Source organism: Thermosynechococcus sp. GLH187 (genome assembly GCF_031583395.1).
Classification (GTDB): domain Bacteria; phylum Cyanobacteriota; class Cyanobacteriia; order Thermosynechococcales; family Thermosynechococcaceae; genus Thermosynechococcus.
This window is the reverse complement of the sequence record NZ_CP134175.1, coordinates 2253369-2266647: the sequence shown is the minus strand read 5'-3', so window position 1 is coordinate 2266647 and position 13279 is coordinate 2253369. Positions and strand designations below refer to the sequence as shown.

The 13279-nt window shown below is 53.9% G+C and carries 15 protein-coding genes; 10 read left to right on the top strand and 5 right to left on the bottom strand.

Annotated elements, in window-relative coordinates; all coding sequences use genetic code 11:
• Nucleotides 1–10 precede the first annotated feature (10 nt).
• On the bottom strand, nucleotides 11–760 hold the full coding sequence (radC, locus tag RHI63_RS11130; RefSeq protein WP_206200208.1) for a DNA repair protein RadC: 750 nt from the start codon (nucleotides 758–760) through the stop codon (nucleotides 11–13).
• A 309-nt stretch (nucleotides 761–1069) separates the two neighbouring features.
• Between radC and RHI63_RS11125 the strand changes: the two genes are divergently transcribed.
• From RHI63_RS11125 to RHI63_RS11105, 5 genes are all read left to right on the top strand, one after another.
• The gene (locus tag RHI63_RS11125; RefSeq protein WP_310821599.1) at nucleotides 1070–2833 is read left to right on the top strand and encodes an iron uptake porin; all 1764 of its coding nucleotides are present in this window, start codon (nucleotides 1070–1072) and stop codon (nucleotides 2831–2833) included.
• 162 nt (nucleotides 2834–2995) lie between these two features.
• Nucleotides 2996–3304: a hypothetical protein gene (locus RHI63_RS11120; protein ID WP_310744558.1), complete on the top strand. Its 309-nt coding sequence runs from the start codon at nucleotides 2996–2998 to the stop codon at nucleotides 3302–3304.
• Nucleotides 3291–3971 carry a 16S rRNA (guanine(527)-N(7))-methyltransferase RsmG gene (gene rsmG / locus RHI63_RS11115; protein WP_310821598.1) on the top strand — a complete coding sequence of 227 codons (681 nt, stop codon included), beginning with the start codon at nucleotides 3291–3293 and terminating at the stop codon, nucleotides 3969–3971. Before RHI63_RS11120 ends, rsmG begins: the two co-directional genes overlap by 14 nt.
• Nucleotides 3972–4150: 179 nt before the next feature.
• Complete coding sequence (locus tag RHI63_RS11110; protein ID WP_206200206.1) at nucleotides 4151–4441, top strand: DUF1816 domain-containing protein; 291 nt, start codon at nucleotides 4151–4153, stop codon at nucleotides 4439–4441.
• 110 nt (nucleotides 4442–4551) lie between these two features.
• The gene (locus tag RHI63_RS11105) at nucleotides 4552–6828 is read left to right on the top strand and encodes a ComEC/Rec2 family competence protein (protein WP_310821596.1); all 2277 of its coding nucleotides are present in this window, start codon (nucleotides 4552–4554) and stop codon (nucleotides 6826–6828) included.
• Here RHI63_RS11105 and RHI63_RS11100 read toward each other — a convergent pair.
• The 3 genes from RHI63_RS11100 to RHI63_RS11090 are packed head-to-tail and all read right to left on the bottom strand — an operon-like array spanning nucleotide 6825 to nucleotide 8643.
• On the bottom strand, nucleotides 6825–8021 hold the full coding sequence (locus tag RHI63_RS11100; protein WP_310438491.1) for a GTPase: 1197 nt from the start codon (nucleotides 8019–8021) through the stop codon (nucleotides 6825–6827). The genes RHI63_RS11105 and RHI63_RS11100 overlap by 4 nt on opposite strands.
• Complete coding sequence (locus RHI63_RS11095; protein WP_149819439.1) at nucleotides 8002–8283, bottom strand: DUF2973 domain-containing protein; 282 nt, start codon at nucleotides 8281–8283, stop codon at nucleotides 8002–8004. Before RHI63_RS11095 ends, RHI63_RS11100 begins: the two co-directional genes overlap by 20 nt.
• A gap of 36 nt (nucleotides 8284–8319) precedes the next feature.
• Complete coding sequence (locus RHI63_RS11090) at nucleotides 8320–8643, bottom strand: DUF2605 domain-containing protein (RefSeq protein ID WP_286625093.1); 324 nt, start codon at nucleotides 8641–8643, stop codon at nucleotides 8320–8322.
• 184 nt (nucleotides 8644–8827) lie between these two features.
• Here RHI63_RS11090 and RHI63_RS11085 point away from each other — a divergent pair, with 184 nt between their 5' ends.
• Together RHI63_RS11085 and RHI63_RS11080 are read left to right on the top strand one after the other, a co-directional pair.
• The gene (locus RHI63_RS11085; RefSeq protein ID WP_206200202.1) at nucleotides 8828–9364 is read left to right on the top strand and encodes a phycobiliprotein lyase; all 537 of its coding nucleotides are present in this window, start codon (nucleotides 8828–8830) and stop codon (nucleotides 9362–9364) included.
• Nucleotides 9364–9717 carry a VOC family protein gene (locus RHI63_RS11080; RefSeq protein WP_206200201.1) on the top strand — a complete coding sequence of 118 codons (354 nt, stop codon included), beginning with the start codon at nucleotides 9364–9366 and terminating at the stop codon, nucleotides 9715–9717. The genes RHI63_RS11085 and RHI63_RS11080 overlap by 1 nt, the downstream gene beginning before the upstream one ends.
• Here RHI63_RS11080 and sfsA read toward each other — a convergent pair.
• Nucleotides 9714–10439 (bottom strand): DNA/RNA nuclease SfsA, encoded by a 726-nt coding sequence (gene sfsA / locus RHI63_RS11075; protein WP_206200200.1) that lies wholly within the window; start codon nucleotides 10437–10439, stop codon nucleotides 9714–9716. The two genes, RHI63_RS11080 and sfsA, sit on opposite strands and share 4 nt — an antisense overlap.
• Nucleotides 10440–10785: 346 nt before the next feature.
• Between sfsA and RHI63_RS11070 the strand changes: the two genes are divergently transcribed.
• Genes RHI63_RS11070 through RHI63_RS11060 form a run of 3 tightly spaced genes read left to right on the top strand, consistent with a single transcriptional unit; the run spans nucleotide 10786 to nucleotide 13264 of the window.
• Nucleotides 10786–11121 (top strand): rubredoxin, encoded by a 336-nt coding sequence (locus RHI63_RS11070; protein ID WP_149819429.1) that lies wholly within the window; start codon nucleotides 10786–10788, stop codon nucleotides 11119–11121.
• 25 nt (nucleotides 11122–11146) lie between these two features.
• Nucleotides 11147–12154: a photosynthesis system II assembly factor Ycf48 gene (locus RHI63_RS11065; RefSeq protein WP_255521456.1), complete on the top strand. Its 1008-nt coding sequence runs from the start codon at nucleotides 11147–11149 to the stop codon at nucleotides 12152–12154.
• Between the two features lie 39 nt (nucleotides 12155–12193).
• Nucleotides 12194–13264 carry an aromatic ring-hydroxylating dioxygenase subunit alpha gene (locus RHI63_RS11060; RefSeq protein ID WP_206200198.1) on the top strand — a complete coding sequence of 357 codons (1071 nt, stop codon included), beginning with the start codon at nucleotides 12194–12196 and terminating at the stop codon, nucleotides 13262–13264.
• The last annotated feature ends 15 nt before the right edge of the window (nucleotides 13265–13279 follow it).

The window sequence follows — 13279 nt, the reverse complement described above, 5'->3', positions numbered from 1 at the left end:
GGGAACATCCTTAGGCAGCTCCATCCCCTTGGGGAACCTCTTGCCATAGGGAGGTTGTTTCCCGCAGACTTTGGTAATCGCCATTGCCGAGAATTAAGTGGTCAAGCACCGGAATGCCCATAATTTGTCCCGCTTGCAGAATTTGTTTTGTCAAATCCAGATCCGCTTGACTGGGGACTAAACTTCCTGAGGGATGGTTGTGGGCAATGATCAGGCGGCTCGCATTGCGACGCACTGCTTCACGGAAAACTTCGCGGGGATGGACAAGGGTTTCTGTGGCGGTTCCCACCGTAATCACATGAGACCCCAATAGGCGATGGCGCACATCCAACAAGAGAACGGCAAAGCGTTCCGTCGGTTGCCACATGAGATCAGTACTGAGGACAGCAGCGGCAAGGGCAGGATTGTCAATGATCGTTTGCTCCCCCGGTCGCGACTGAAAGACCCGCTTCCCCAACTCCACAGCTGCCAGAATGGTCGTGGCTTTGGCGGGGCCAACACCAGGGATGGCCATCAATTCCTCTGGGGTAATGTCGCGTAAAAGGCTCACAGCATCGGTACTGTTACCACTGCGCTCCCCCAACTGTTTGAGGATAAATTGTCCTAAGCCCACGGCTGAGAGTTTGCCCGCCCCTTGACCAGTCCCCAGTAAAATCGCCAACAGTTCTGCGGAACTGAGATAGCGGGCACCTTGGCTGAGTAGCTTTTCACGGGGGCGATCGCCGACGGGCAGATCAGCAACACGGAGGGAGTAGGACATGACAGCAGCGATCAAGGGAATTGCTAAAAAGCATATCAAGATTTGCTTGTGGCAGCGTTGGGACTGGTTTAGAGAGATTTGCAAGAAGTAGTTGACTTTTATTTGCAAATAGTTCAAGCTAAAGAAAGTAAAGAAACTGTTTTCCTCTGTTCAGCCTCAATGAACGTATTGCGAATCTACTCCTAACTTTTCCTAGGGGGCAGGTGAGAGTTGCCTGTTCAGAAGTGCTGGGGGCGATCGCCCGATTGCCCTTGAATATCCTATAAATCGAGGCTTGCAGATACTTTGATCATGATTGAGGAGTGAATAATGGCGAGATCGATCGCGGTCTGGCTGGGGCTAGCTTTGGCTCCTGCTTGGGGAATGTCAGCGGCATTAGCTGCGAATCAGTTGCAAGACACACCCCATACGAGTGATGTGAGTGCCTCTAGATTTCTTGATGATGACTTGCAACAAGTGACTCATTCAGTAAAATCACCCTTGCAAGTGGCACAAGTGCCAGCAGTGGCGGACTTAGAGGCTCAAGCTCCCCGACTCCCTGCCCCCGCGCCGTCTTTGGGAATGCAGCGGACAATGCCGCAAGTAACCTCAGTGAATCAACTCTCGGATGTGCGCCCCACGGACTGGGCCTATCAAGCCTTGGCCTCACTGGTGGAGAAATATGGCTGTATTGCCGGTTATCCCGATGGCACCTTTCGCGGCAACCGTGCCGCCACACGCTTTGAGATGGCTGCAGCCTTGAATGCCTGCCTCGATGTGATGAGCGATCGCTTTGCCAGCAAGGAAGATCTAGCTACACTTCAGCGGCTGGCGGAGGAGTTGAGTAGCGAATTAGCCGTGATCAAGGGACGGGTGACAAATCTAGAAGGTCGCGTTGCCAACCTTGAAGCAACCCAATTTTCCACCACCACTAAACTACGCGCTTCCGCAATTTTTAGTGTGTCCGATGTCCTCACGGGCACCCGAGCCGTTGCCGCTAACGCTGTTCCCAATCGCGGTCCCACCATCGAAGACAATCCCGTTGCTACCTACCGCGCTCGGCTGAACTTTGACACCAGCTTCTATGGCAAGGATGTCCTGCGGGTGCGCATTCAGGCGGCCAATATGCCTAACTACGGAACTGTTACCGGTACCAACATGGCACGGCTCAGCTACGACACCAACACTGGCGGCCAATTCACCATTGACGACCTCTACTACCGCACCCCTCTAACCAACCGCCTGTTCCTTGCCTTTGATGCATCAGCAGGCAATTTCGACAAGAATGTCTTTACCTTTAACCCCCTCTTGCAGTCCGATGAAACGGGAGCCATTAGCCGGTTTGGTCGCTTTAACCCCCTCTATCGCTTCGGTGGCGGGGCTGGCTTAACACTGCGCTATACCCTCCTTGAAAATAAAGAGCGGGGCACTGGCCTAACCCTAAATCTGAGCTATCAGGCACCGAACGCAGCTAATCCAAATCGAAATACACCAAATACTAATGGTCTCTTCGACGGTGCCTATGCCGCCTTGGCTCAACTCGACTGGCGACCTGCGAAGAACCTCGCCATGGGATTTACCTATGTGCGCTCCTTTGGTGTCAGTGTTGCTGGCGGAACAGGAAGCAGTGGGTTTCCCGTTTTTCCCGGCTCTGCTGCCAACCCCATCGGCAATAACGCCAATGCAGCCGCCGATAACTTTGGCTTTCAGTTTACCTATCGCCCTATTCAAAAATTCAACATTGCAGGCTGGGTCGGCTACTCCAATGTCTATCAGGTACAAGGATTCACAGGCCCACGGCGAGAAGCAGAAGTCTTAAACTGGGCCGCCACCTTTGCTGTACCGGACATCTGGCGCAAGGGCGATGTTCTGGGTTTGATTGTCGGCCAACCCCCACAAACCATTAGCGTTCGTAATGTGCCGGGTGCCCCCGGCGCAACCTTTAACTCCTACCACATCGAGGGGTTGTACCGTATTCCGATCTCGCGGAATATTTCAATTACACCTGGCCTCATTGCCGTGGTCAATTCCAACAGCAACAGTAACAACGCACCGCTGCTTCTGGGGGTTGTGCGAACGACATTTAGCTTCTAATGCCTTGCATCTTCCCTGCCCAATGGGGCGGGGTTTCACTTTAATCTTTAGGGGGTTAGGGCACTCTAAAAGGGCATCTGCTAAGGTAGGGGTACAGCCCTTTTCTGGGGCGCACAAAATAATTGCTAAGGTTGTTGAGTACTCACTTGGGAGCATTGCCCTATGTCCGAAGAACAAGTTTCGCCACCAGAGTCCCCGACTCCCGAACCTGAAACAGAAGCCGTCAGTCCAGAAGAGGTCACCGAAGCGGCAAAAGCTCTCCTTGCTGCTCTGCAACGGTTTGCCGCCGCTCAACTCAAAGCCCTACCAGCAGATGTACAAAAAGCCCTTGAAACGGCGATCGCAGAGCTGAAGTCGAATGCTGATACCGTCTCTAGCCATGTCAAGGATTTTGAGGAGCGACTCAAAGCGGCGTGGGAGGTGCTAACAGCAAAGAAAGAGTTGCCCAGTGGTGGTGATGGCGAGTCCTAGTCCGTTATTGCTTGAGCCATTCCCTTGGCAGGAGACCCTCCAGTGGCAACCCACACCCCAACAGCAGGAACAGTTCCAACGCTTCTATAGGGCAATCCTCGCAGCCAACCAAGGGATCAACTTGACGCGGATTACGGCAGTCCCTGATTTCTGGGAGAAGCACCTCTGGGATTCGTTGCGGGGGATTTTGCCATGGCTTCAGCCTACTGGGGGAACACCTTGGGGAACTAAGATTCAACAGGTCATTGATATTGGCAGTGGCGGTGGTTTTCCGGGGGTACCGGTGGCGATCGCCCGCCCCGATTGGTCAGTGATCCTCCTTGAAGCGACGCAAAAGAAAGTCAAGTTTTTGCAATCCCTACCGCAAACAGTTGATTTAGCGAACATTCACCCTGAATGGGGACGGGCGGAAACCCATGGCCGCCGCTATGATTTGGCGCTCATGCGAGCCGTGGGAAACCTTCGTCGTTGTTGTGCCTACGGTTTGCCCCTATTACGGTTGGGGGGCATTTTAGTCCTGTACCGGGGTCAGTGGAGCAAAGAGGATGCCCAAACCCTAGGAACCCTGCTGCCGCGATACCGTAGTCAACTCCTAGAGATTCAGGCCTTTACCACCCCCTTGAGCCATGCCCAGCGCCACTGCGTTTACCTTCAGCGTCAGGGTTGAATGAGTGATCTTGTCCTCGTGGGGACTCTTGATGTAAATAAATATGACAATTGATGGTTTGGAATTTTCGCCATACACATTTAGGGGGGGATCAGTTATACACAAATAGAGAGCAAACCAACAGATGTATTGAATTGATTGGTTGGGGCAATTTGGCAAGTTTCGGAGGAATACCGTCAATGTTTAGCGATAATAATACAGGTTTTACAAACTGGCTCGCCGATCTCGTCAATGGAATCGGTCTGGCATGGTGGGTCAAGATAGACACGAAAACACCCCCCTGCACCTACTACTTTGGCCCTTTTTTGACCCAAGCTGAAGCAGAAAGGGAGAAGCAGGGCTACATTGACGACCTGAGGGCTGAAGGAGCAGAGGGCTTGGAAGTGACGGTGATGCGCTGCCGCCCTGAAAAGGTGACCATTGAGGTCGAAAAAAAGACGCGGGTGCCCCTTAGTGTCGGCACGACATAGTCACCTGAAAACTGGTTCTAAAACTCTCCCTTTGAGGGCAGTGCACTCTCTCAGTTTTCTCCTAAACAGCGCCACTGGATGCCAACCCCAACAGGGCTATGTTCAGCAAGATGACTAAGGCGGATGCGATTCTCTGGGCGATCGCCTTTATTACGGGGTGTGTTTTCAGTTTCTTTCAGTGGGGCTGGCTGGGGGTCTTGGCTCTAGGCGGGATGCTTTACAGCGGGCGGCGCTGGGGCGGTAAGGTTTGGCTGCGCCTGCCTTCGAGTCAAAGTTTTGCGATCGCGACCCTCGTTGCCCTTTTGGCAATGGCCTATGTGTGGCTGCGCACCCCCCAGCCGGGGGTGAATGACATTAGCGGTTTAGTGCCGCGTCTTGAGGGGTTGAACCTACCGTCAACGGTGCTCGTCGAGGGGCGTGTTGAAACCACACCACTGCCTAATCGCGCTGGGCGACGACGCTTTTTCCTAGGGGTGGAGCGTTATCAAAATCTCAGTCCAGTACCGGCCCAAAGTGGGGTGCTGCAAGGGAGAGCCAGTGGCCGCCTCTATGTGACACTGCCAGCAGCGGCAGGGGCAAAGCTACATCCCAGCCAACGGATCCAGATTTCGGGGCGGCTCTATCTACCTCGTGGGGGGGGCAGTGAGTTTTTTCGTGCCTTTAACTTTCGGCGACAGCTTCAGTTACAGCACACCTTTGCCGGCTTAGCAGGCAACAAGGTCACGATTTTGGATCAGGGATCACCTTGGGGGTTGTGGGCACTGCGGCAGCGGATTATTCAAGTCCATGCCCAAGGGTTGGGCGATCGCTATGGTGCGGTGGTCTCGGCAATGGTGCTGGGAAACCGCGCGGTGGCCATTCCCTTTGAGGTGCGCGACAGCTTTCGGCGCGTGGGGCTATCCCATGCTCTGGCGGCCTCGGGGTTTCATACGGCGATTTTGTTGGCGGTTGTCTTGGCGTTGACCCGTCCCTTGCCACAGCAGTGGCGCTATGGTTTGGGGGCTGGGGTCTTGGTGCTCTTTGCCTGTTTGAGTGGGTTTGCCCCCTCAGCAATTCGCGCTGTGTTGATGGGCTTGGCGGGGTTAGTGGCTTTGGTGAATGGTCAAAAGGGGCAACCCCTCGTGATCCTGCTGGCGATCGCCACTGCCATGCTGATCTACAATCCCCTGTGGATTGAGGACATTGGCTTTCAGTTAAGTTTTCTGGCCACATTGGGTCTCATTGTCAGTGCTCAACCGATTAGCGATCGCCTCGATTGGTTGCCAACACCCCTACGCAACCTTGTCGCGGTACCCCTCGCGGCCACCCTTTGGGTACTGCCCCTCTCTTTGGCAATCTTCGGTATTTTCCCGGTGTATGGTCTGCTGGCCAATGTCCTTGCCCATCTGCCCCTGGTTCTCTTGACGGTTGGCGGCTTCATCAGTGCAATGGTCGGCCTTCTCGTTCCGCCTGTGGGATCGGCGCTTGCTTGGCTCCTCTACTATCCCACGGCCTTCCTCCTGTGGCTGATTCAAACCATCGGCCAGTGGCCGGGGGCAACGATCGCCCTTGGCAGCTTAGGTTGGCTGCAAGTTGTTGTTCTCTATGGCCTGATTGTCCTTGTGTGGCTGAGTCCTCGCTGGCGGCGCCGCTGGTTTTTGCTGTTTACCTTTGGTGTCACTCTGGTTCTCGTGCCCTTTATTCTGCGCCAAAACACGCTGTTTCAAGCTACGGTTCTCGCCAATACACAGGTGCCGACACTGGTGATTCAGCAACCAGCGGGGACAGTGGTGATCAATGGGGGGGATTCCCAAGGGCTAACGGCTTTCTTGGCTCAAGAGGGCATTAACCGCATTGATTGGGCGGTGGCCAGCGATCGCCAGTACCGTCAACAACAGGGCTGGCGCGAGATTCATGGGATCACCCCAATTCGCCAGTTTACGGATGTGCCAACGGCCAAGAGTGATCCTGCCTACCGGGAAATGTTGACCACCCTCAAGGTGCCCCATCAATCGCTTCCCCTGCGGCAACCCGTTCAACTGGGTCAGGTGAAAATTACTGTCCTGCGGGCGGATCCGGCTATCTTGACCTTGGAGATGGGCAACAGTCAGTGGCTCTTTGTCAGTGATCCCAGTCGCGATGCCGCGCAAGCCGATTGGCTGGCCGTGACGCCCGTGGAGTCACCGCAGGTTCTCTGGTGGTGGGGGCGAAAATTGACGCCACGCCTCTTTGAGATTGTCAAGCCACGCAGTGTCATTCTCAGTCGCAATGCCCTTGATCCGGCGATCGCCCGCTATCTAAAGGAGAAAGAAATTCCCTATTTTGTGGTCGGAGAAGCCGGGGAAGTGCGCTGGCAGGCAGATGGCTCCCTGAAGGCCAATGCCCCTCAAAACGATGGCTTGATTTAGGACTCGCTTTGGCGCAAGCGTAAATGTGCGGTTGCCAATGTTTCTTGGAGTACCTGCTGAATGCGCTGCGGATCGGGAGTTTTGCCCCCCATCACGTCGCCAAAATAGACACAGGCGGCTTCCCCCAAGGCCCAAGTATAGGCCGCCGCCCAAGAGGCAGAGAGCACCGATCCCAAACCTGGAATAAATTTAATCAACTGTTGCCCCACCAACCGCGCCACAAATCCGCCACCAATTGTGGTCAAGATGCCCGCGGCTTGGGAAGGCGAAAGGGTCTGACCGTACAATTGCCCCAGCAGCACCACCATCACCACCTGCACCCCCACAAGGACTGGCATCGTGGCAAAGGGCAAAGGCACTGCCGCCAAGGTTCCCGCCATCACTGCAAAGGGGGCAATGTAGCGCCGCCCCACCTGACGATAGAGGGGAGCTAGTTGATCACTGAGATGGGATTGGGCGATCAGCTCGCGGAGCAGTTGGGCTTCTGCTTTGGGCAGCACTGCCTCTAGGGTTGTAGCAAGGGCCTCAAAGCCATAAAAAACAGGGGTGTAGCCGTCTTCTTCCAACGTAAAGTCAAGGGGAATGACGCGATCGCTAATGTCAGCAAAGCGTTCCTTCAGGCCGGCGATCGCCAAGTTAACCTCAGGAGTGTCTGGCGGGTAGGGGGGATGGTTTTCTTGCTGGGGAGGATACAGCTCGTGCAGACAGGTAATGGCCAAAATAAAGGGAATCTCTGGATGAGCCTTCTTCAGTGCCTTTGCCACCTGGTGCAGGCGATCGCCCGCAAAATCCGTTACCTTGACCGTCAAAATAATCACTCGTGCCCGTTGACTTTGCTGCAACAGGTGATCCAATTCCGCCACCACCTCAGCCGTTTGCGCTGGCGTTTCCCCCAAGCCCACTGTATCCGTGAAGGTGAGCAGTGGCAGTTCAGCTGTGGGATAGTCATAGCGCTGTGTTTGCCGCGTATGGGGACGAAACCCCGCCCCGACAATACTGGCATCGGCACCCGTCATTGCCCGCACAATCGAACTTTTCCCCGATTGAGGTTTGCCAATCAGCAAGACCTCCGTCGCCGGTAACTCCTGCCGTGCCCTAGCCAAGACCTCCGCCAGCGCCGTTGCATCCACCTGAAACCAGCGACTCAGGAACTGCCCATAGGAGCCTAAGAATTTAGGCTTGGGTTTCTCCACGGGCGTCGTCACCGTAGCTGGGGGATTCGCGGTAGATCGCATCCAGTTGGGCACGGGCATCCTCCACACTGAGAGAGCGCATCACCAACAGGGGCTCATCAATCACATGGCCATCGCTATCTAACAGTTCGGGATGGGTCACCCGTGGCGGTGAAAATTGGCGTTGTGATTCAATGCCGAGGGTCAACAAACTGCGAATCAGATTAGCCATGGCCAGTAGTGCCAAGACCGTAAAGGCAACAATATAGATCAACTGCAACATGAAGAGAGCACCTCCAAGCCAAGCGCCGAGAATGGTTTAAGCGTCACAAGATTTGGATAAGCGATAGTGGTGGGCAACCTGCCAGCACTCCATCAAGAGCGTATGCCACTGCATCAGTACCTGTGTATCAACCCCCACTTGGCCGTCCGTTGCCCGAAAGAGGCTTTGGGTAGCAATCACATCGTTGAGAGCCGTCTCCACCCGTTCAAGGAGTGCCTGCTGTTCCGCCACGTTCAAGAAGGGAATCACTTCTGTCTGCAAGAGCGATCGCGATCGCGTGAACCAGTACTGAAAATCTTCGAGTAGCGGCTCCAGCAAGACCTTAAGCAGTTGAGGTTCAGGTAAATTTGAGTGCAGCATAGAGATTGATGAGGGCGACCTACTTCTATCTTAAATCTTAAACTCGTTTACATATTGTTACATTGTTAATCTTTGACTGCATCTTTCCTCGGCGCGATCGTTTGGAAGGAATCGAAGAGACGGTGTACCCTAAAAAAAGACTCAAAAATACTGATCTTGTCCCCATTACATAGTGTGCGCAGGTATGGACATCCGCGACTTTTTTGCCCAAAGTGCTGGCCGCTGGTTTTCCCAACGTACCAGTCATCACTTGGCCTTTAAGCAAACTGAGTCAGGCAAGTCTCAGTTAACCATTGAATTACTGTCTGTGGATGATCCTGCGGTCATTGCCCTGTGTCAGCAATATGACATGGATCCGGCTTGGGCAGTGTGCGGTGCACGGGTCAGTTGGGACGGCACGATGGAATGGGATACCGAAAAGCACGAAGGCTCGACGGTATTGGTGCCGATCATGGATCAGGGGTCACGGATGGAAGGCAAGCTCCTGCGGGAAATGGGCTATGCCGAAAAAGCTCCTGTGGCCGGTCGCTTTAGTATGGGCAGTGATGGTGCTCTGACACTGATTACCGAATACGAAACCATGTACTCTGAGGAGCGACTCTGGTTTGCCAGTCCCAATTTACGCCTGCGCACCAGTATTCTCAAGCGCTTCGGTGGCTTTAGCATGGCCTCCTTTTGCTCAGAAATCCGCCTAGGGGTGACGCAACCCGCCAATTCCTGATGGTCTTTCTCCACGTTGCTATTAACGTCACGGATTTGCAGCGAGCTGCGGCCTTCTATGAAGGGTTGCTAGGTCTTACCCCCGTCGATCGCCCCCTGAAATTCCCCGGCCGCTGGTATCAAATCGGTACGGTGCAAATTCATCTCATCCCAGCAGAGCAGGTGGTCGATCGCTGTCAAGATCAGCGGTGGGGACGTAACCCCCACTTTGCCCTTGGCATAACTGATTTAGCCAGTCTCGAACAACGCCTAGTGGCAGCCCAAATTCCCTTGCAGCGCAGTGCCTCAGGACGAGCCGCAATCTTTGTCGCAGATCCCGATGGCAATCTGATTGAACTCAGTCAAGTGTCCTAGAGTACCAGCTTGGCCGTTCCCAAAAACTGAATGCCCGTTGGCTCAATGGCAAAACGATAGGGCAAAATTTCCACCCCTTGGTTGTAGGCGGCGCGTAAGAGTTGTCCATAGGTGGGATCGGCACTGTCTCCCGGCGCAAAGCGATCGCAATCACCGCGATTAATAAAGTAGACCATACACACACGAGTGTCAGGTTGGGTTTGCCGTAGCCATTGCAGTTCCCGCAGATGCTTTTGACCTCGCATGGTCACCGTATCAGGAAACAGGGCTAACCCCCCTTGCGCCCAAGTGGTATTTTTCACCTCAACATAGGCAGGGGGCTGTTGGGGATGATCCGCCAAGTAAAAGTCAATGCGGCTGCGCTCTTGACCATAGGCCACCTCTCGCTGCTGAGTGCCATACCCAGCTAGTTCCGGTAGGATGCCTGCCGCCAATGCCGAAGCAATCACCCGATTGGGCAAACTCGTATTTACCCCCACCCACGTGCCATCAACGAAAATCATTTCCCACGTATAGGCCAGCTTGCGCTTGGGATCTGCATGGTAGGAGACTTGAACGGGGGCACCCACTTGGCAGATTCCTGTCATCGGCCCTGTATTCGGGCAGTGGGCTGTGATGCGATCGCCAGAGGTCAACTCAATCTCCGCAAAAAATCGCTGATAGCGCCGACAGAGAATTCCTGCTTGGAGCGGTGGATAATGCCAACACAATGTGGGAGTCACAGGCGACCCATAGAAAGCGCAAGCCTCTATTTTATCCCCAAAAGTAAAATGCCAGCCCCCCTTGGTGATATGGAAGCCAGCATTCTACGGAATATTAAAGGAGATTTAAGGTTAAGGTCTATATGGGCTGACCTCAATTGAATACCCTGATCATGGCATCACTTCTTGGCAGGGCTGGCTTTCCTAATCTTTTCTTTATATTTATGTTACCAAGGTCTGATCTTTCGTTACATGTCTTAGAGTTTCGCAGTATTGTCCTGAAAACTCCCCTGTCCTCATCACAAGAAACGCCCCTAAATCCCGTAGTATTAAGATGTATGTCGCAAATCTTAAAAATTTCTGAGGTATGACCGCCGAAACCCCTGATGTTGCGCCCTTAGATCGGTTTGAGTGCCGTGCCTGCGGCTACATCTATGAACCCTCAAAGGGAGACGAGAATCGCTCGATTCCGCCGGGGACAGCCTTTGCTGATCTCCCCGTGAACTGGCGGTGTCCAGTGTGCAGTGCTCCGAAAAAGCAATTTAGCAACATTGGACCTGTGGGATCCCCCTCAGGCTTCAAGGAAAATCTGAACTACGGCTTGGGTGTGAATCGCCTCACCCCCGGCCAAAAAAATATCCTCATTTTTGGTGGTCTTGCCCTTGCCGTTCTTTTTCTACTGAGTTTCTATAATGTTCGCTAAACAAATTGACAGTTATTGGCAAAAAATGAAAGGAATCAAGTTCCTGCATTGGCTACTGGTGACCGTTTGTATCTGGGTGAGCCTGAGTACCTCTGCCCTTGCCATCCCCGCCTTGGACTACAACCCTTGGGAAGCCATCCAACTACCAACCACTTCAACCATTCTCGATATGAGCTTTATTGACCGTAATCACGGTTGGTTGGTGGGTGCCAATGCCACACTAATGGAAACTCGCGACGGTGGCCAAACGTGGGAACCCCGTACGCTGGTGTTAGATAATCCCGACTATCGCTTCAACAGCGTTAGCTTCCAAGGGAACGAGGGTTGGATTGTCGGTGAGCCACCGATTATGCTGCACACGACCGATGGCGGCCAATCTTGGAACCAAATTCCCCTCGATCCTAAACTACCGGGTGCGCCTCGCTTCGTGAAAGCCCTTGGCAGCGGCGCTGCGGAAATGATGACCGATGTAGGCGCCATTTACCGTACCAAAGACAGCGGCAAAAACTGGCAAGCATTAGTCCAAGAAGCCATTGGGGTCATGCGCAACCTCAACCGTTCGCCCTCTGGTGAGTATGTGGCTGTCTCCTCGCGGGGGAGCTTTTATTCCACGTGGCAGCCGGGACAAACCGCTTGGCAACCCCACAACCGCACGACCTCGCGCCGTGTCCACAATATGGGCTTTACTCCGGATGGTCGGCTCTGGATGATTGTCAATGGCGGTAAAATTGCCTTCTCTGATCCAGACAATTCCGAAAACTGGGGAGAACTGCTGAGTCCCCTGCGTCGCAATAGTGTTGGCTTCCTTGATCTGGCCTATCGCACACCCAATGAAGTATGGCTAGCAGGGGGTGCCGGCGTGCTGCTCTGTAGCCAAGATGGTGGCCAAACGTGGCAGCAGGATGTGGATGTGAAAAAAGTCCCCTCCAACTTTTATAAAATTCTCTTCTTTAGTCCTGATCAAGGGTTCATTATTGGCCAGAAGGGGATCTTGCTGCGGTATGTGACTGACTTGACGGCTGCTTCGGCGTAACGTAGAAAATAACTGCCGAGCATCTGGTAAAGTCTGGTTATGAACTCCAGCAGCACTTCATTCTCCCTCCATGCGGGTAGTTTCTTGCGCAATATCTGGTACTATGGCCTGCCAGCTGCTGACCTCAAGCCGGGTCGCTGCCAAGCCAAGGTGCTTTTAGGGGAACCTATTCTCTTCTGCCGTACCACTTCAGGCAAGCCCTTTGCGCTGCGCAATCTCTGCCCTCACCGTGGCGTTCCCCTGCACTATGGTCACTTTGATGGGGAAGAGGTGGAGTGCCCCTACCACGGCTGGCGCTTCAATGCCCACGGCCACTGTACCCTGATTCCCTCCCTCACCAGTGATAGTGATGTGGATCTCAAGCACTTTGGTGTGTTGAGTTATCCCGTACGCGAGGTGCAGGGCAATCTTTGGATTTTTTTGCCGGCTAATGAGCGCAATGTTAGTGAACCCACTCTAGAGGTTCCCCTTGTGCCCGGATTTAGCGCCGAGACCCAACCCCAAGCGGTGCAAAAATTCATCTTTCCGGGACATCTGGATCAGGTGTTTATTAACTTTATGGATCCCTCCCATGCGCCCTTTGTCCATGGGGCGTGGTGGTGGCGTAAGCGGGGCAAGCTCTTTGAGAAGGCAAAAACCTTTGATCCGTCGCCCTATGGCTTTACCATGCGGCGGCATCCCCTCCTGCGCAAGTCGTGGGCACACCATATTCTGGGCGGCCACCCGGAGGTGGAAATTATCTATCGGCTGCCGGGGATTCGCATCGAAACCAACTATAGCGATCGCCACACCTTTTGCTTTCTGATTACCCTTACCCCCATTAACGATCAGGAGACTGAACTCACCGCCACCTACTACTGGACCTTTCCATGGCTCGCCCCCCTGAAACCCTTACTGGCTCCCTTAGCGCGGGAATTTCTCAACCAAGATTTGCGCATTGTGGCCAAGCAAAGCGAAGGCCTAAAGTACAAGCCACCGTTGACGCTTATCAAGGAGGCCGATTACCAAGCTAAATGGTATTACCAGCTTAAGCGGGAGTACGAGAAAGCCACCCAAGAGGGACGGGAATTTGTCAACCCCTTGAAAACCCAAGTCCTACGCTGGCGCTAAAGGCAGCAGCCCCTC

What these genes read in the sequence shown, in the direction of transcription:
- RHI63_RS11060 (WP_206200198.1), top strand. Translation starts at nt 12,194, where the DNA reads ATGAACTCCAGCAGCACTTCATTCTCCCTCCATGCGGGTAGTTTCTTG.
- RHI63_RS11070 (WP_149819429.1), top strand. Translation starts at nt 10,786, where the DNA reads ATGACCGCCGAAACCCCTGATGTTGCGCCCTTAGATCGGTTTGAGTGC.
- RHI63_RS11085 (WP_206200202.1), top strand. Translation starts at nt 8,828, where the DNA reads ATGGACATCCGCGACTTTTTTGCCCAAAGTGCTGGCCGCTGGTTTTCC.
- rsmG (WP_310821598.1), top strand. Translation starts at nt 3,291, where the DNA reads ATGGCGAGTCCTAGTCCGTTATTGCTTGAGCCATTCCCTTGGCAGGAG.
- RHI63_RS11065 (WP_255521456.1), top strand. Translation starts at nt 11,147, where the DNA reads ATGAAAGGAATCAAGTTCCTGCATTGGCTACTGGTGACCGTTTGTATC.
- radC (WP_206200208.1), bottom strand. Translation starts at nt 760, where the DNA reads ATGTCCTACTCCCTCCGTGTTGCTGATCTGCCCGTCGGCGATCGCCCC.
- RHI63_RS11080 (WP_206200201.1), top strand. Translation starts at nt 9,364, where the DNA reads ATGGTCTTTCTCCACGTTGCTATTAACGTCACGGATTTGCAGCGAGCT.
- RHI63_RS11125 (WP_310821599.1), top strand. Translation starts at nt 1,070, where the DNA reads ATGGCGAGATCGATCGCGGTCTGGCTGGGGCTAGCTTTGGCTCCTGCT.
- RHI63_RS11095 (WP_149819439.1), bottom strand. Translation starts at nt 8,283, where the DNA reads ATGTTGCAGTTGATCTATATTGTTGCCTTTACGGTCTTGGCACTACTG.
- RHI63_RS11090 (WP_286625093.1), bottom strand. Translation starts at nt 8,643, where the DNA reads ATGCTGCACTCAAATTTACCTGAACCTCAACTGCTTAAGGTCTTGCTG.
- RHI63_RS11110 (WP_206200206.1), top strand. Translation starts at nt 4,151, where the DNA reads ATGTTTAGCGATAATAATACAGGTTTTACAAACTGGCTCGCCGATCTC.
- RHI63_RS11120 (WP_310744558.1), top strand. Translation starts at nt 2,996, where the DNA reads ATGTCCGAAGAACAAGTTTCGCCACCAGAGTCCCCGACTCCCGAACCT.
- RHI63_RS11105 (WP_310821596.1), top strand. Translation starts at nt 4,552, where the DNA reads ATGACTAAGGCGGATGCGATTCTCTGGGCGATCGCCTTTATTACGGGG.